The following is a 15,940-nucleotide window of genomic DNA, read 5'->3' as shown; positions in this document are numbered from 1 at the left end:
ATGGGGGTATGTCATCCTGACGAGATCTGCCCCACATCTGTCCGTAACGCGGCGAACACGACGAGTTGAGGCCTGTGATGCGTACAACGAGTGAGGGCCGCGACCTGATGGTCGCGGCCCTCACTCCTCTGTGTGTCCGAGGGGGGACTTGAACCCCCACGCCCGATAAAGGGCACTAGCACCTCAAGCTAGCGCGTCTGCCATTCCGCCACCCGGACAAGGTGTTTGTCGCGCGGGTTTCCCTCGCGGCGACAGAGGAAACATTACCAGGCTTTCGAGGGCCCCCGGTCACACCCCGTCGCCGCGTGAACGGCGTGTGACGGGCCGGGTCCGGCCTTGGGGTGGGGAGGGGGTGGGGGAGAGGATGAGGGAGGGACCACCAGTAGTGACAGTGGGAGGAAGCAGCGTGAGCGAGTCGAACACGGCCAGGAGCGTCTCTGGCGAGGACGAGGTCGTGGACCTCTGTCGCGAGCTGATCCAGATCGACACCAGTAACTACGGGGACCACTCCGGACCGGGTGAGCGCAAGGCCGCGGAGTACGTGGCCGAGAAGCTCGCCGAGGTCGGGCTCGAGCCGCAGATCTTCGAGTCGCACAAGGGGCGCGCGTCGACCGTGGCCCGTATCGAGGGCGAGGACCGCTCGCGCCCCGCGCTGCTCATCCACGGCCACACCGACGTCGTACCGGCCAACGCGGCGGACTGGACCCATCACCCCTTCTCCGGCGAGATCGCGGACGGGATGGTGTGGGGCCGCGGCGCGGTCGACATGAAGGACATGGACGCCATGACGCTGGCGGTCGTCCGGGACCGGCTGCGCAGCGGGCGCAAGCCGCCGCGTGACATCGTCCTCGCGTTCCTCGCCGACGAGGAGGCCGGCGGTACGTGGGGCGCGCGGCACCTCGTCGACAAGCACCCCGACCTCTTCGAGGGCGTGACCGAGGCGATCGGCGAGGTCGGCGGGTTCTCCTTCACGGTCAACGAGAAGCTGCGGCTGTACCTCGTCGAGACCGCCCAGAAGGGCATGCACTGGATGAAGCTCACCGTGGACGGCACCGCCGGGCACGGTTCGATGATCCACAAGGACAACGCGATCACCGAGCTGTCCGAGGCCGTCGGACGGCTCGGGCGGCACAAGTTCCCGGTCCGGGTGACGAAGACGCTGCGGCATTTCCTCGACGAGCTCGGCGACGCGCTCGGCACCGAGCTCGACCCGGAGAACATGGACGAGACGCTCGCCAAGCTCGGCGGCATCGCCAAGCTCATCGGCGCCTCCCTGCAGAACACCGCCAACCCGACCCAGCTCGGTGCCGGATACAAGGTCAACGTGATTCCGGGGCAGGCGACCGCGCACGTCGACGGGCGTTACCTGCCGGGGTACGAGGAGGAGTTCCTCGCCGACCTGGACCGGATTCTCGGACCGAGGGTCAAGCGGGAGGACGTGCACGCGGACAAGGCGCTGGAGACCACCTTCGACGGGGCGCTGGTCGACGCCATGCAGACCGCGCTGTCCGCCGAGGACCCGATCGCGCGCGCCGTGCCCTACATGCTCTCGGCCGGCACCGACGCCAAGTCCTTCGCCGACCTCGGCATCCGCTGCTTCGGCTTCGCCCCGCTCAAGCTGCCGCCGGAGCTGGACTTCGCGGGCATGTTCCACGGGGTCGACGAGCGGGTGCCGGTGGATGCGCTGAAGTTCGGCGTCCGCGTGCTCGACCGCTTCATCGAGGCGTCATGACGGGTTGACGCCTGCAATCGCCCGTACGTACGGAGATCGCCCGGGACGGGTGAATGGGACCATAAGCTCGTAGCTCAAGTACTTCTTCCTCGTTACAGGTGATGTGATCCGCTACTTGGGATCGCATTTGCCTACAAGGAGGAATAATGATCAAGAAGGTCGTCGCTGCTGCGGCTGCCACTGGTGGTCTGGTTCTCGCGGGTGCGGGCCTGGCTGTCGCCGACTCGGGTGCCCAGGGTGCCGCTGTGCACTCCCCGGGCGTCATCTCCGGCAACGTCATCCAGGTGCCTGTTCACGTCCCGGTGAACGTCTGCGGCAACACGGTCTCCGTGATCGGGCTGCTGAACCCCGCCTTCGGCAACACCTGCATCAACAAGTGACGTTGTGCCTCACCCCATGAGGGTCTGAGCCCGTCGGCCCCGGAGCGTGCGCCATGCGCTCCGGGGCCGACCGGCTTTCGGCGCACGCACGGACGGATGCGTGCGCTTTCCGGAGGGTCCAAGCCAAGGACTAAGGCAGGGAATTCAGCTATGCGACAGGTCACCCGCAAGGGCCTGATGACCGTGGCGGCCGCGACCGGCGTGCTCGCCGCGACCGGAGGCTACGCACACGCCGACTCGGGTGCGATCGGCGCCAGTTCCAACTCGCCCGGCGTGCTGTCGGGCAACACGGTGCAGGCACCGGTGCACGTGCCGGTGAACGTCTGCGGCAACACCGTGAACGTCGTCGGGTTGCTCAACCCGGCGATGGGCAACAAGTGCGTCAACCACGGCGGCGGTGGGTCGTCCGCCGGGGGGCACGGAGGCGGCCATGACGGTGGTGGCTACGGGGGTGGTGGTTCGCACTCGGGCGGCGCCCACGCCGGTGGGCACGCGAGTGACTCGCCGGGCGTCGGCTCCGGCAACCACGTCCAGGTGCCGATCGACGTGCCGGTCAACGTGTGTGGCAACAGCGTGAACGTCGTCGGAGTCGGCAACCCGGCGATGGGCAACGACTGCGCGAACGGACACGGCGACCACACCCACTATCCGCCCGGCGGCGGCCACCCCGGTCAGCCTGGTCACCCGGGTCACCCCGGTCAGCCTGGTCACCCCGGTCACCCGGGCCAGCCGGGCCAGCCCGGGAACCCGGGACAGCCGGGGCACCCTGGCCAGCCCGGACACCCCGGCCAGCCCGGGAACCCGGGTCAGCCCGGGAACCCCGGACACCCGGGTACGCCCGGACACCCCGGAACCCCGGGCACGCCGCCCAGCTCGTACCCCAACCACCCGGGGACGCAGAACGTCTCCCAGCCGCAGAGCGCCGCGGCGCAGCTCGCCCACACCGGCAGTGACCTGCCGATCGGCGCGGTGATCCCGGCGGCCGCGGGCGCGCTGCTGGCGGGCGCCGTGCTCTACCGCCGGGCGCGCTCGGGCGCGTAGTCGGCAGGACAGAGAGAAGTGTCCGGGCCTGGAACGGGGGCCGGGGCAGGCGTGATCGCTTCGCCACAGGCATCCCCTGTGGCGAAGCGACCGGAGCGGGCCCGCACGGGCGGGGCCCGCTCCGTTTCAGCCGCTTTCGCTCACCACGTGGCACGCACCTGGCGGATGATCCGCCGGCGCAGCCGCACCTTGCGGCTGCCGTCGGGGTGCAGGCTGAGGCGGTCCAACTCCCAGTGTCCGTACTCCGCATGGTCCGTCAGCAGGCGTGTCGTCTCCTTGCGGGACACCCCGCGCGGCACGTACACGTCGACAAATTCGTATTCCGGCATCGCATCTATTGTGCGGGCAGAGGCCCTGTACGGATAGCGTCTGCACTATGTCTGATGCTGTGCAGCCCACCACTGCCGAGGTACGCGCCGCCGCCGAGGCTGTCAAGACCGCACTCGACCGCCACCTGGCCGCGGTCGAGCGCAGGTCGGGCGATGACGACCCGGCCGTATACGAGGCGTTCAACGAGCTGGCCGCCGCGGCCGAGGAGTACGACGAGCTGCTCTACGACCGTTATGACGAGGTCACTCCCTTCGAGATCCCCGGCAGCGACGACACGCTGCCGCCGTACACGGGCCCCGAGGAGCCGAACGCGCTGAGCGTGCTGATCCGCCGCGACTACGCGGTGGTGGAGCCGCAGCGACTGCTGGCGCAGGCCCAGCGGGTGGAGGCCGTGGAGGAGAACGGGGCCACCGCGGCCGCGGGCTTCGACGCGGCGTCCGGCACGGTGCACGGGGCGCTGGGCGTCCTGTTCGGCGAGTTCGAGCCGGACGAGATCGCCTCCCGGCACAAGGAGTTCGGCCTGGAGGAGGGCGACTCCACACTCTGGGTCACGGCCGCCGACGAACCGGCCGACCCCGGCGAGTGGCTGGAGACCCCCTTCGAGGCGATCGACCCGCAGCGCGTGGTCTGCCGCTTCGACGTCAGCGCGGTCTTCGACGACGAGTCGGACGACGACGAGCTGGAGGACGACCTCGCCCCGGACTCCGAACTGGACGAGGACGGGGATCTGGAGCCGCTGGACGCCGATCGCTGAGCGCAGCGTCAAAGGGATCCTGAGCATGCCGTCGCGGGAGCGCTGAGCACCGCGTCACAGGAAGGTGGCGGTCACCGGAAGCCCGGTGGCCGCCACCTTCCCGCGTACGGGAGCCGTGTCCCTGGGCGGCGGCTCAGCCCGCCGCCGGGACCTGTGCCTTGAGCAGGGCGGGCAGGCGCGTGGTGCGCGGCTTCTGCGGGACCTCGGCCACCGCCCGCTGCAGGGCCTGCTCCACCCCGTGTACCACGGACAGATGGCGCTCGGCCCGGCCGAAGGCCGTGTAGACCCAGGGCCTGGTCAGGGCCGCCGCGGCGTCACCGGGGAGCACCACGACGGCGGCGGGCCAGCGCAGACCGACCGCCTGGTGCGCCGTGAGCGCCCAGCCGTGCCGCACGGACTGCTCCACCCGCTCCTTCGGTACGACGACGGGCAGACCCGAGCACTCCAGGTGCAGCCCGTCGGCATCGGCCTTCACCACGTGCCCCACCGTCGTACGACCCGGAGCGGGGGAGTGGGCGACGCGGTCCCCGGGGTCGAAGCCCCCGAAGCGGCCGGGGCCCGGGTTCAGCCGTTCCTTGAGCGCGCTGTTGAGTGCGCGGGTGCCGACGGCGCCGCCGTGCCCCGGGGTGATCACCTGCGTCTGCTCGGCCGGGATGCCGATGGCGCGCGGCACCGAGTCCGCGACCAGCTGCACGGTCCGGTGCACCGCCTCGCCGGCGTCCCGCACGGGGACGATCACGACTTCCTTGCCGGGCGCCTCGACCTGGTTCAGCTCGCCGATGCCGACCCCGGAGACCAGCTCCCCGACGGGGCCGGGGTCCGGCGTCCGCGAGGCCACCTGCGGGCACACCCGGGCGGCGAGCAGATCGGCGAAGACCCGCCCCGGACCCGCCGACCACAGCACCCCGGGGTCCCCGCTCAGTACCAGCCGTGCGCCGTCCGGCAGCGACTCGGCGAGCATCGCCGCCGTCTCGACGTCCAGCTGTGGTGCGTCCAGGACGACCAGGAGGTCCAGGTCGAAGGCGCCTTCCGCGTCCCGGCCAGGGCCCTCGGCGCCCGAGAGGAGTCCCGCGACGGTGGTGACGCCGGTGACCGGCCCGTCCCCGGCGTCGCCCGAGGGGCCGTCCGCCAGGTCGTGCCGCGCCATCCGGGCCGTGAAGTCGTCGCGGCCGCTCGGCGTGTGGGTGGCCGCCCAGCCGCGCAGGCCGAGACCGCGCGCGGCGTGCAGCAGTGCCGCCGCCTCGGCCTGGGACGCGTGCCCGCCGGTGTGCAGGACCAGGCCGTGGCCCGCGACCGCCCGGATCAGCTCCGCGGCGGAGCGGGTGGCCGAGGCGGCGGCCTGTTCCCATCCGTCGGCGGAGCCGTCCGTCTTCGGCACGGAGTTCATGACCCGGGCCAGTCCGTCGGCGAGGCTCTCCTCGGCCAGCGCGTACCGCTCCAGGCCGATGAGGACGCGGACCGGGCGCTCCTCGGACTCCTCGGCGCCCTCCTCCTGGGCCGGGGGCGCGGTGTCGAGGGCGTCCTGGAAGACCAGCGCGTCGCCCTCCTCGAGGGCGCTCTGCACGGCCGCGTCCGGATCCGGCACCGCGCGCTGGGCGAGAGCGGCGGTGAGCGCCGGGGCGTCGAGAGCGGTGTGCCCGGCGAGGGCCGCCTGATCCAGGAGCCATACGGTGACCGCCCGCCCGCGCCGCTCGTCGTCCGGGCGGCACTCCGCGCCCAGCAGCGCGCGGGCGAACCCGTCGGCCTGCTCGGGCCGCACCCCGGCGACCCGCAGCAACTGCCAGGGGTCCTCGCGCAGCTGGTCGTCAGCGCCCTCGCCAAGTGCCGCGAGGGCCCCCGGTGCGAGGGTGTCGGGTGCGCCGCCCTCGCCCAGTACCGCGCGTACGGCGGCGATGGCTTCCGGTGCGAGGGCCGCCGAGGTCTCGGCCGGGACTGCCACCGGCTGCGGGCGCGACACGGGCTCCTGGGCGACCGCCCTGCGCGGCGTCGGCTCGGGCTCACGGAAGGCGGTGGCCACGGGCTTCTCGCCGCTTTCCACGGCCCGCACCGCCGCGAGCAGATCGGCAGCCGTCCCGCTGAGCTTGGCCCCGGCCGCGATCGGCCCCTGCTTCTCGGCCTTCCGCCGCTCGATCCGCTCCCGCTCCAGCCGCTGCGCCGCCAACTCGGCCGCTGCCTCGGACAGCTTTGCGGCGTCCGCCGTGCCTTCGGTTTCCGCGCCGCCCTCGACCGCGTCCGCGTCCGTGACCGCGGCTGCGGCCGTGTCTGTATCCGTGTCCACGTCCTGCGGGTCGGCGGTCGCTCCCGCGCCCGGCGTCCCCGGCTCCACTTCCTCCGTGGTCTCGGGCTCCGTGCTCACAGCGTGCTCCAGTCGTGATCGGGATAGTGGTGCACCGGTGCCGACACGTCGTCGAGCGCCCGGCAGATCTCGTCAGGAAGACTAAGGGTCTCCACTGACAACGCGGCCGTGAGCTGCTGCGCGTTGCGCGCGCCGACGATCGGGGCGGCGACACCGTGCCGGTCGCGGACCCAGGCGAGGGCGACCTGCAACGGCGTGACCGCGAGGCCGTCCGCCGCCGTCGTCACCGCGTCCACGATGCCGCTCGCCGTGTCGTCCAGGTACGGCGCGACGAACGGCGCGAGGTGCTCCGAGCCGCCCCGGGAGTCCGACGGTGTGCCGCCCCGGTACTTCCCGGTGAGCACACCCCGCCCGAGCGGGGAGGACGGCAGCAGGCCCACGCCCAGGTCGAGCGCCGCGGGCAGCACCTCCCGCTCCACGCCGCGCTGGAGCAGGGAGTACTCCATCTGCGTACTCGCGATCCGCGTCCGTGTCCCGGGCGCCGCCAGCTGCCAGGTCGCCGCCTTGGCGAGCTGCCAGCCGCAGAAGTTGGACACCCCCGCGTACCGCGCGCGACCGCTGCTGACCGCGAGGTCGAGCGCCTGGAGGGTCTCCTCCAGCGGGGTGTCCGGGTCGAAGGCGTGGACGTGCCACAGATCCACGTAGTCCGTGCCGAGGCGCTGAAGCGAGGCGTCGAGTGCCGACAGGAGATGTCCGCGCGAGCCGTCGAACCGCCGGTCCGGGTCGGGCACACTGCCCGCCTTGGTGGAAATGACCAGGTCGCGACGCGGCACGAGCCCTTCTATGAGTTGTCCGAGCAGGTACTCCGACTCCCCGTCCCCGTACACATCCGCGGTGTCGACGAGGTTCCCGCCCGCTTCCCAGAACACCTTCAACAGCTCCGCGGCGTCGTGCTCGTCGGTGTCCCGCCCCCACGTGAGGGTGCCGAGTCCGATCCGGGACACACGCAGGCCGGTACGGCCGAGATGCCTCTGCTCCATGGACGCCGAGATTACTGGCCAAAACTCGCCTCGTGGGGGCCCTGTGGACAACCTGGATGATCAGACCTGAACCCGTTCCCGCCGCCGCGCCCACCAGCGCGCTAGGGTCTGCGGCACAAGGGACGTTACTGATCGGTAAGGGGATCGGCCATGCAGCTCGGGATCAACCTCGGCTACTGGGGCGGCGGAATGGACGCGGACAATCTCGCCGTCGCCCAGGAGGCCGACCGACTGGGATACGCGGTGTGCTGGGCCGCCGAGGCCTACGGCTCGGACGCGGCCACGGTGCTCACCTGGGTCGCCGCCAAGACCGAGCGCATCGACGTCGGCTCGGCGATCTTCCAGATCCCGGCCCGTCAGCCCGCGATGACCGCGATGACCGCCGCGACGCTCGACTCGCTCTCCGGCGGGCGCTTCCGCCTCGGCCTCGGCGTCTCCGGGCCGCAGGTCTCCGAGGGCTGGTACGGCGTCAAGTTCGACAAGCCGCTGGCCCGCACCCGCGAGTACGTCGAGATCGTACGCAAGGCGATGACCCGTGAGCGGCTGTCGTACGAGGGTGAGCACTGGACGCTGCCGCTGCCGGACGGTCCGGGCAAGCCGATCAAGCTGACGGTGCACCCGCAGCGCGAGCACATCCCGCTGTACATCGCCGCGATCGGCCCGAAGAACCTGGAGCAGACCGGCGAGATCGCCGACGGCGCCCTGCTGATCTTCCCCTCGGCCGAGCACCTCGAGGACACCGCGCTCCGCCATCTGCGCGCGGGTCGCGAGAAGGCCGGCAAGACCATGGAGGGCTTCGACGTCTGTCCGACGCTGCCGCTCGCCGTCGGCGCCGACAAGGACGTGACGGCGCTCGCCGACATGTTCCGCCCCTACACCGCGCTGTACGTCGGCGGCATGGGCAGCCGCAAGCAGAACTTCTACAACCAGCTCGCCCGGCGCATGGGGTACGAGAAGGAGGCCGCCGAGATCCAGGACAAGTACCTGTCCGGCGACAAGGAAGGCGCGGCCGCCGCCGTTCCGCACGCGCTGATCGACCAGACCACCCTGCTCGGCTCCGTGGACCGCATCGCCGAGCGGATGAAGGCCTACGCGGCGGCGGGCGTCACCACGCTCACGCTGTCGCCGGCCGGCTTCACGCTGGAGGACCGGATCGCCTCGCTCCGCGCCGGTTCGGACGCGCTGGAGCGGGCCGGTCTGGCGTAACGCGTCACAACCCTTTCCCCGGAGGGGCGGAAGAAGTTCTGCGGCCGTGGTGGGGGCTCGGGGGGTCTTCCCCGCCACGGCCGTCACGGGGAACAACGCGCGGGCGTGCCCTGGGTTACGCGCTCGGGTCCGCCCCGTCATCCTTCGTTCGGCGCATTTGTCCGACACATCGGTTGCCGGGCCCCCGGCATCCCATTTGACTCGTTTTCTGCGGACCCTGCAGAAAGGGTGTCATCGATGCTTTCGGCCAAGAGTCTGTTCCAGGAGATCCTCGACAACGACGAGTCGTTCCGGCTCTTCTGCTCCATCGCCGCCAGCGGGGAGTCGCAGGGTGGCTGGGAGAACGCGCGCATCGCCGCCCTCGTTCCGCCGAGCGCACGCGAACTCGCCCCGAAGATCACCCGGCACGGCGCCGACGAGGAGAAGCACGGGCGGATCTTCAACGCCCTGATGAACAAGCGCGGCCTCACGCCGGTCGAGGTCCCGGCCGACACCGACTACACGATGCTCCTGGAACGGCACGGCATCGGCCTCGCCCACGACAAGCTGAAGAGCCGGCAGCCACTCACCGTACGGGACATCGTCACCTACCTCGCCCACAGCAGGGTCACCGAGCAGCGTGCCTCCGAGCAGATGGAGCTGCTGCTCAGGCACTTCGCCGACCATCCCGACATCGGTCGCGCGGTCCGGATGATCTCCGAGGACGAGGACCGGCACCTCGCCTACTGCCACGAGGAACTGCTCCGCTTCGCGTCCGCCGGACACGGCCCAGCCATCCGGCGGACGCTGCGCGCGTACGCGCTCGCCGAGATCCGCGTCTACCGGGACGTCAGTCTCGCCGTGATGGCCCACATGGGAGGCATTCTCGGCTGGTCGAGAGCCAGGGCGGCGACGCTCGCCGCGGCCATCCACACCGTCTACGCGTACGAGCGCGCCGCGGGCTGGCGCCGCATGGTCTCCCTGAAGATGCCGGAACAGCGCGACGCCCTGGGCGGCCCCGCGCCCCCCGGACCGGAGGTGGCGTGACCCGCGGCCGCGAACCCTCCGTACGTCGCTCACCCGGTCGCACGCCGGTCACAGCCAGCCTCGCCGCTTGAAGAGGTGGAACAGCAGGAATTCCAGCGCCACCATCGCCAGGATCACCACCGGGTACGACCACAGCCAGTGCAACTCGGGCATGTGGTCGAAGTTCATGCCGTAGATGCCGGCGATCATCGTGGGGACCGCGGCCATGGCCGCCCACGCCGAGATCTTCCGCATGTCGTCGTTCTGGCGCACGCTCATCTGCGCGAGATGCGCCGCGAGGATGTCCGAGACCAGCCGGTCCAGGCCCTCCACCGACTCGTTCACACGGGCCAGATGGTCGTTGACGTCGCGGAAGAAGGGCTGCGCCTTCTCGTTCACGAACGGCACCGGGGTGCCGGCCGCGCCCGAGCCCGAGAGCCGGGTCAGCGGAACGGTCAGTGGGACCGTGGCCCGCCGGAACTCCAGGATCTGCCGTTTGAACGTGTAGATCCTGGACGCGGTGTGCCGTGAACCGCCGCCGTTCGGCGAGAAGACCTCCGCCTCCAGCCCCTCCAGGTCCGTCTGGAGCTCGGTCGCCACCTCCAGGTAGTGGTCGACCGTGGCGTCGGCGATCGAGTAGAGCACCGCCGTCGGCCCGTGTCGCAGCATCTCGGGGTCCTCCTCCAGCCGGCGGCGCACCTGCGCGAGAGGCGAGCACTCGCCGTGCCGGACGGTCACCACGAAGGCGTCTCCGATGAACACCATCACCTCACCGGTGGTGACCACATCGCTCTCCGCCTCGTACGCGACCGGCTTCAGGACCACGAACAGCGAATCGTCGTACATCTCCAGCTTGGGCCGCTGATGCGCCTTGAGGGCGTCCTCGACCGCCAGCGGGTGCAGCCCGAACTCCTCGGTGACGAGGTCGAACTCCTGCTCCGTCGGCTCGTACAGCCCGATCCAGATGAACGCGTCGCCCTCGGCGCGTGCCAGATCCAGGGCGTCGGAGAGGTCCTCGGGGCCCTCCGTCCGGCGCCCGTGATGGTAAATGGCGCAGTCGACGATCACGGAGCGTATTCTCCCGTCGCCCGGCCGCCACCGCACCCCGGCCGCCGTTGTCCACAGGCCCCTCCGGGTCCCCGAGTCACCCGTTTACGCTGGGCCGCATGCCCACCCTGATTCTCGTACGGCACGGACGTTCGACCGCCAACACCGCTGGGCTGCTCGCCGGCTGGACGCCCGGCGTCGCCCTCGACGAGCGCGGCGCCCAGCAGGCCGCGGCGCTGCCCGGGCGGCTCGCCGCGCTGCCGATCTCCGAAGTCGTCACCAGCCCCCTGCAGCGCTGCCAGGAGACCGTGCAGCCGCTGCTCGACGCCCGCCCCGAGCTGCGAGTGCACACCGACGAGCGGATCGGGGAGGCGCACTACGGCGACTGGTCCGGCCGCAAGCTCGCCGAGCTGAAGGACGAGCCGCTGATGGAGGTCGTACAGGCGCATCCGTCCGCGGCCGCGTTCCCCGGCGGAGAATCGATGCGGGCGATGCAGACGCGGGCGGCCGAAGCGGTGCGCGAGTGGAACGCGCGCGTGGAGCGCGACCACGGCGGCGACGCCGTCTACGTCATGTGCTCGCACGGCGACATCATCAAGTCCCTTGTCGCGGACGCACTCGGACTTCATCTCGACCTCTTCCAGCGGATCTCTGTAGAACCGTGTTCCATCACCGCGATCCGTTACACACGACTGCGTCCCTTCCTCGTGCGCCTCGGGGACACCGGCGACCTCGCCTCCCTCGCGCCGCGCGAGGAGCCCCCCAGCGGGGACGCCCCGGTCGGGGGCGGTGCGGGCGCACCGTGATCGTCGGCCGCAGTAGGGTGAAGCGGTCGAAGCAGCGCAGTAGTTGTCAGCAAGTTGTCAGCAGCCGATGAGGGCCGAGGCAGTCAGCCGGTCCACATGCCGATTCCAATGGAGACAGGACGTGTCCCGTCAGGTGTTCCTCTACGACCCCCCGGACCGTTTCGTGGCCGGTACGGTCGGGTTGCCCGGGCGCCGTACCTTCTTCCTGCAGGCCTCCTCAGGCCCCAGGGTGACCAGCGTCGCTCTGGAGAAGACCCAGGTCGCCGCGCTCGCCGAACGTATGGACGAGCTCCTCGACGAGGTCGTACGGCGCACCGGCGGCAGCGCACCCGTCCCGGCCATGGCCCCCGCCGAGGTGTCCGACACCGCCCCTCTCGACACCCCGGTGGAGGAGGAGTTCCGGGTCGGCACGATGGCGCTGGCCTGGGACGGTGACGAACAGCGCATGATCGTCGAGGCGCAGGCCCTCGTGGAGCTCGACGCCGACACCGACGAGGACCTCGCCGAGGCCGAGGAAAGGTTGCTCCAGGACGAGGAGAACGGCCCGCCGATGCTCCGCGTCCGGCTCACCGGCGCGCAGGCCAGGGCCTTCGCCAAGCGCGCCCTCGACGTCGTCAACGCCGGCCGGCCGCCCTGCCCGCTGTGCAGCCTCCCGCTCGACCCGGAAGGACACGTATGTCCGCGCCAGAACGGATACCGCCGCGGAGCGTGACCACGGCCGAGCTGCTCGCCCTGGGCGAGCTGAAGGTGCGCGGACGGATCCGTGAGGCCTCGAACGCGGTGCTGTACTGCTCCGTTTCGTACGAGGGCAGGGACGCGTTCTGCGTCTACAAACCGATCGCCGGGGAGCGGCCCCTGTGGGACTTCCCCGACGGGACCCTCGCCCAGCGTGAGGTGGCCGCGTACGAGGTCTCCGAGGCCACGGGCTGGGGGCTGGTCCCCACCACCGTGCTGCGCGACGGGCCCTACGGCGAGGGCATGTGCCAGCTGTGGATCGAGGCCCTGCCGGAGGCCGACGGGGACGGGCTGCTGGCCCTGGTGGAGGCCGAGGAGCCTGCGGCGGGCTGGAAGGCGATCGGCTTCGCCGAGGTAGGCGAGGGAGAGACGGCGCTGCTCGTGCACGCCGACGACGTGCGGCTGCGGCGGCTCGCCGTGCTCGACGCCGTGATCAACAACGCCGACCGCAAGGGAGGGCATCTGCTGCCCGCCGGTGAGGGGCGGTTGTACGGCATCGACCATGGGGTCACCTTCAACGCCGAGAACAAGCTGCGCACGCTGCTGTGGGGTTGGGCGGGGGAGTCGCTGACGCCGGAGGCGGTCGAGGTCCTCACCTCCCTGCGGGACGGTCTGGCGCCGGGCGCGCCGCTCGCCACCCGGTTGGTCGAACTCATCACCACCACCGAAATCGACGCCACACGCGTGCGTGTCGAGGCGATGCTCGCCTCGGGGAAACACCCGGAGCCGAGCGGGGAGTGGCCGGCGATCCCCTGGCCACCGGTGTAAACACCGTCGACCGTCCAGGGGCCGGGCTCGCCCGCCTCACACCGAGTACGCCAACCGGGTCTCACGAAATCCGGTTCCCCCGGGACGAATTCCGCCGCCCCAGCAGCGGATGGGCCCATTCCGGGGCGACCCACTCCCGGGCGGGGCCACTTCCGTGCGGGGCCACTTCCGGGCACGCGCACTCCCCGGCGGGGCCACTCCAGGGCAGGCCCACACGTGCGGGCCCGCTCCCGGGCGGGTCCACATCCGTGCGGGGCCACTCCCGTGCGGGGCTACTCCCGGACGGGCCCACCCCTGGACGGGGCCACTGCCGGGCAGGCCCACATTCGTGCGGGCCCGTTCCCGGACGGGTCCACATCCGTGCGTGGCCACCCCCGGACGGCGGGGCCACGCCCGGGCGCGCAGCCGCCCGTGGCGGTGCCTTGCCCGGCGGTGCCGTCATCGCCCGGTGCGTAGGCCTGCGGGGGGCGAGCCCCGCGGTGTTCGCGTCGCTGGGGGTGGCAGTCGTGGGTGTGGTGTGGCGGAGGTGCGGGACGTGGGGCGCCGGGTTGGGTGGTGGGCGCCCGTTGCCGCGCCACCGCCAGCGCCCGCGGCCGGATTCGGGTGCGGGCGGCTCCGGCTGACGGGTGGCGTCCGGTCCGCGGTCCGTGACTTGCGACACCCACCGCCTCGCGCTCGCGCTCACGGCGCATGTGAGGCGGGGCGGACCGCCGTCCTCGGCGGTGCGCGCGGGGCGTTGTGCCGTAGGGCGGCGCCCTCACCCCCGTAGGACCGATGACGCACAGCGTCGGGCGTCGCGCAAGAGGGCCTTCCGCGTCATCAGGGCTGGTCCGGTTCGTATACGGAAGTTCCGTCCGGTTAGGCTCATGACATGCATGCCTGGCCCGCTTCTGAGGTCCCCGCCCTGCCTGGTGAGGGCCGCGACCTCCGGATCCACGACACCGCGACCGGCGGCCTCGTCACACTCGACCCCGGTCCCGTCGCCCGTATCTACGTCTGCGGCATCACGCCGTACGACGCGACCCACATGGGTCACGCGGCGACCTACAACGCGTTCGACCTCGTTCAGCGCGTGTGGCTCGACACCAAGCGGCAGGTTCACTACGTCCAGAACGTGACCGACGTCGACGACCCGCTCCTGGAGCGGGCGGAGCGCGACGGCGTCGACTGGGTAGGACTCGCCGAGAAGGAGACCGCCCTCTTCCGTGAGGACATGACCGCCCTGCGGATGCTGCCGCCGCGGCACTACATAGGCGCCGTCGAGGCGATACCCGGCATCGTGCCGCTCGTCGAGCGGCTGCGGGACGCGGGCGCGGCGTACGAACTCGAAGGGGACGTCTACTTCTCCGTCGAGTCCGACCCCAACTTCGGCAAGGTGTCCAACCTGGACGCCGCCGCCATGCGCCTGCTCTCCGCCGAGCGGGGCGGCGACCCGGACCGTCCGGGCAAGAAGAACCCGCTCGACCCGATGCTCTGGATGGCGGCGCGGGAGGGGGAGCCCAGCTGGGACGGCGGCTCGCTCGGCCGCGGCCGGCCCGGCTGGCACATCGAGTGCGTCGCCATCGCCCTCGACCACCTCGGGATGGGCTTCGACGTCCAGGGCGGCGGCTCCGACCTCGCCTTCCCGCACCACGAGATGGGCGCCTCGCACGCCCAGGTGCTCACCGGCGAGTTCCCGATGGCCAAGGCGTACGTGCACGCCGGCATGGTCGCCCTCGACGGCGAGAAGATGTCGAAGTCCAAGGGCAACCTCGTCTTCGTGTCGAAGCTCCGGCGCGACGGTGTCGACCCGGCCGCCATCCGCCTCGCCCTCCTCGGGCACCACTACCGCGCCGACTGGGAGTGGACGGACACCGTCCTCGCGGACGCGGTCGCCCGTCTGGAGAACTGGCGGGCGGCGGTGTCGCGTCCCGACGGGCCGTCCGCCGAGGCGCTGGTCGAGGAGATCCGCGAGGCCCTCGCGAACGACCTGGACGCACCGGCCGCGCTCGCCGCGGTCGACCGCTGGGCGGCGCTCCAGCGCGAGACGGGCGGTACGGACGAGGGCGCCCCCGGCGTCGTCTCGCGTGCCGTGGACGCCCTCCTGGGCGTGGCCCTGTAGTTCCTCCCGTACGTGTGGGGCGCCGGGCGGTCGTACCGCCCGGCGCCCCTTCTCTCTCAGATCTCTCTCAGAGCGTCACTTGTTCACGATGACGGCCTGTACGGCGCTGCTGTTGGCGTCGTAGACGCCGATGACCTGCTGCCCGTAGGCGAAGGCCTGCTGGACCTCGTCGTGGGTGACCTGGTTGGGGTTCACCAGGGGGCGCCAGGCGTTGTCGATGAACAGGTAGAGGATCGACGGCTGGCCCGGGAGCGGGGTGACCACGTCCCAGAAGTGCTGGGCGATCCCGCTCGTCAGGACCTGCGCCTGCTGCTGTTGCTGCTGCCCGCCGAGCTGCTGGAGCAGCTGCTGGAACGGCTGCTGCTGCCCCATCTGCTGGAGCTGCTGCTGGAGGTGCTGCGGAATCTGCTGCTGCGGGATCTGCGGTTGCGGGTTCTGGTGCAGCGGGTTCTGCTGCAGCGGGTTCTGGTGCTGCGGGTTTTGGAGTTGCGGGTTCTGCAGCTGGCCGAACGGCTGCTGCATCTGCTGTCCGAACGCCATGGGCTGCTGCTGTCCGAACTGCTGGGGCGGCGCCGTGCTCGGTGCCTGCTGCCCCAGCTGGATGCCTTGCTGGATGCCCTGCTGGTGTCCTTGCTGCTGACTCATCTGCGGGGTGGTGCTCATACGGGTGCCACCTTCCGTGAATCATCGAATCGTTGA

At 71.3% G+C, this 15,940-nt stretch carries 15 protein-coding genes and 1 tRNA gene; 10 read left to right on the top strand and 6 right to left on the bottom strand.

What is annotated here, in order from left to right; all coding sequences use genetic code 11:
• Window positions 1-133: 133 nt before the first annotated feature.
• Window positions 134-218 (bottom strand) — tRNA-Leu (locus KVT44_RS07220).
• 188 nt (window positions 219-406) lie between these two features.
• Here KVT44_RS07220 and KVT44_RS07215 point away from each other — a divergent pair.
• From KVT44_RS07215 to KVT44_RS07205, 3 genes are all read left to right on the top strand, one after another.
• The gene (locus KVT44_RS07215) at window positions 407-1,732 is read left to right on the top strand and encodes a M20/M25/M40 family metallo-hydrolase (RefSeq protein ID WP_190169572.1); all 1,326 of its coding nucleotides are present in this window, start codon (window positions 407-409) and stop codon (window positions 1,730-1,732) included.
• A gap of 146 nt (window positions 1,733-1,878) precedes the next feature.
• Window positions 1,879-2,112, top strand: coding sequence for a chaplin ChpH (chpH, locus tag KVT44_RS07210; RefSeq protein ID WP_054231124.1), 234 nt, complete (start codon window positions 1,879-1,881; stop codon window positions 2,110-2,112).
• A 150-nt stretch (window positions 2,113-2,262) separates the two neighbouring features.
• Entirely contained in the window at window positions 2,263-3,153 is an 891-nt protein-coding gene (locus KVT44_RS07205) for a chaplin family protein (protein WP_190169573.1), read from the top strand.
• 140 nt (window positions 3,154-3,293) lie between these two features.
• Here the strand turns inward: KVT44_RS07205 and KVT44_RS07200 are convergent, their stop codons facing one another.
• Complete coding sequence (locus KVT44_RS07200) at window positions 3,294-3,482, bottom strand: DUF5703 family protein (protein WP_054231126.1); 189 nt, start codon at window positions 3,480-3,482, stop codon at window positions 3,294-3,296.
• A gap of 47 nt (window positions 3,483-3,529) precedes the next feature.
• Between KVT44_RS07200 and KVT44_RS07195 the strand changes: the two genes are divergently transcribed.
• Entirely contained in the window at window positions 3,530-4,237 is a 708-nt protein-coding gene (locus KVT44_RS07195) for a hypothetical protein (RefSeq protein WP_067365213.1), read from the top strand.
• 133 nt (window positions 4,238-4,370) lie between these two features.
• Here KVT44_RS07195 and KVT44_RS07190 read toward each other — a convergent pair whose 3' ends face one another.
• Together KVT44_RS07190 and KVT44_RS07185 are read right to left on the bottom strand one after the other, a co-directional pair.
• On the bottom strand, window positions 4,371-6,593 hold the full coding sequence (locus KVT44_RS07190; protein WP_217566428.1) for a helix-hairpin-helix domain-containing protein: 2,223 nt from the start codon (window positions 6,591-6,593) through the stop codon (window positions 4,371-4,373).
• Window positions 6,590-7,573, bottom strand: a complete 984-nt coding sequence (locus tag KVT44_RS07185; protein ID WP_217566427.1) for an aldo/keto reductase — start codon at window positions 7,571-7,573, stop codon at window positions 6,590-6,592. The genes KVT44_RS07190 and KVT44_RS07185 overlap by 4 nt, the downstream gene beginning before the upstream one ends.
• Window positions 7,574-7,723: 150 nt before the next feature.
• Between KVT44_RS07185 and KVT44_RS07180 the strand changes: the two genes are divergently transcribed.
• A complete protein-coding gene (locus tag KVT44_RS07180; RefSeq protein WP_217566426.1) occupies window positions 7,724-8,779 on the top strand; it encodes an LLM class F420-dependent oxidoreductase in 1,056 nt (351 codons plus the stop codon).
• 237 nt (window positions 8,780-9,016) lie between these two features.
• On the top strand, window positions 9,017-9,805 hold the full coding sequence (locus KVT44_RS07175; protein WP_217566425.1) for a ferritin-like domain-containing protein: 789 nt from the start codon (window positions 9,017-9,019) through the stop codon (window positions 9,803-9,805).
• Window positions 9,806-9,853: 48 nt separating this feature from the next.
• Here KVT44_RS07175 and corA read toward each other — a convergent pair whose 3' ends face one another.
• Window positions 9,854-10,852, bottom strand: a complete 999-nt coding sequence (corA, locus tag KVT44_RS07170) for a magnesium/cobalt transporter CorA (protein ID WP_099923533.1) — start codon at window positions 10,850-10,852, stop codon at window positions 9,854-9,856.
• A gap of 98 nt (window positions 10,853-10,950) precedes the next feature.
• Between corA and KVT44_RS07165 the strand changes: the two genes are divergently transcribed.
• The 4 genes from KVT44_RS07165 (at window position 10,951) to mshC (ending at window position 15,241) form a co-directional block, all read left to right on the top strand.
• Window positions 10,951-11,637, top strand: coding sequence for a histidine phosphatase family protein (locus tag KVT44_RS07165; protein WP_067365234.1), 687 nt, complete (start codon window positions 10,951-10,953; stop codon window positions 11,635-11,637).
• 121 nt (window positions 11,638-11,758) lie between these two features.
• On the top strand, window positions 11,759-12,349 hold the full coding sequence (locus KVT44_RS07160) for a DUF3090 domain-containing protein (RefSeq protein ID WP_054231134.1): 591 nt from the start codon (window positions 11,759-11,761) through the stop codon (window positions 12,347-12,349).
• Complete coding sequence (locus KVT44_RS07155; RefSeq protein ID WP_217566424.1) at window positions 12,313-13,140, top strand: SCO1664 family protein; 828 nt, start codon at window positions 12,313-12,315, stop codon at window positions 13,138-13,140. The genes KVT44_RS07160 and KVT44_RS07155 overlap by 37 nt, the downstream gene beginning before the upstream one ends.
• 871 nt (window positions 13,141-14,011) lie before the next feature.
• Window positions 14,012-15,241, top strand: coding sequence for a cysteine--1-D-myo-inosityl 2-amino-2-deoxy-alpha-D-glucopyranoside ligase (mshC, locus tag KVT44_RS07150; protein ID WP_099923535.1), 1,230 nt, complete (start codon window positions 14,012-14,014; stop codon window positions 15,239-15,241).
• Window positions 15,242-15,316: 75 nt separating this feature from the next.
• Here the strand turns inward: mshC and KVT44_RS07145 are convergent, their stop codons facing one another.
• Entirely contained in the window at window positions 15,317-15,904 is a 588-nt protein-coding gene (locus tag KVT44_RS07145; RefSeq protein WP_254649038.1) for a hypothetical protein, read from the bottom strand.
• Window positions 15,905-15,940: the final 36 nt, after the last annotated feature.

Origin of the sequence: Streptomyces sp. GbtcB7, from assembly GCF_019091445.1 — a bacterium.
GTDB lineage: Bacteria > Actinomycetota > Actinomycetes > Streptomycetales > Streptomycetaceae > Streptomyces > Streptomyces mirabilis.
This window is presented reverse-complemented; position numbering and strand designations above follow the sequence as displayed.

Coding starts and splice junctions, on each gene's coding strand:
- KVT44_RS07145 (WP_254649038.1), bottom strand. CDS start 15,904: ATGAGCACCACCCCGCAGATGAGTCAGCAGCAAGGACACCAGCAGGGC.
- chpH (WP_054231124.1), top strand. CDS start 1,879: ATGATCAAGAAGGTCGTCGCTGCTGCGGCTGCCACTGGTGGTCTGGTT.
- KVT44_RS07205 (WP_190169573.1), top strand. CDS start 2,263: ATGCGACAGGTCACCCGCAAGGGCCTGATGACCGTGGCGGCCGCGACC.
- KVT44_RS07185 (WP_217566427.1), bottom strand. CDS start 7,573: ATGGAGCAGAGGCATCTCGGCCGTACCGGCCTGCGTGTGTCCCGGATC.
- KVT44_RS07155 (WP_217566424.1), top strand. CDS start 12,313: ATGTCCGCGCCAGAACGGATACCGCCGCGGAGCGTGACCACGGCCGAG.
- KVT44_RS07175 (WP_217566425.1), top strand. CDS start 9,017: ATGCTTTCGGCCAAGAGTCTGTTCCAGGAGATCCTCGACAACGACGAG.
- KVT44_RS07180 (WP_217566426.1), top strand. CDS start 7,724: ATGCAGCTCGGGATCAACCTCGGCTACTGGGGCGGCGGAATGGACGCG.
- KVT44_RS07200 (WP_054231126.1), bottom strand. CDS start 3,482: ATGCCGGAATACGAATTTGTCGACGTGTACGTGCCGCGCGGGGTGTCC.
- KVT44_RS07165 (WP_067365234.1), top strand. CDS start 10,951: ATGCCCACCCTGATTCTCGTACGGCACGGACGTTCGACCGCCAACACC.
- KVT44_RS07195 (WP_067365213.1), top strand. CDS start 3,530: ATGTCTGATGCTGTGCAGCCCACCACTGCCGAGGTACGCGCCGCCGCC.
- mshC (WP_099923535.1), top strand. CDS start 14,012: ATGCATGCCTGGCCCGCTTCTGAGGTCCCCGCCCTGCCTGGTGAGGGC.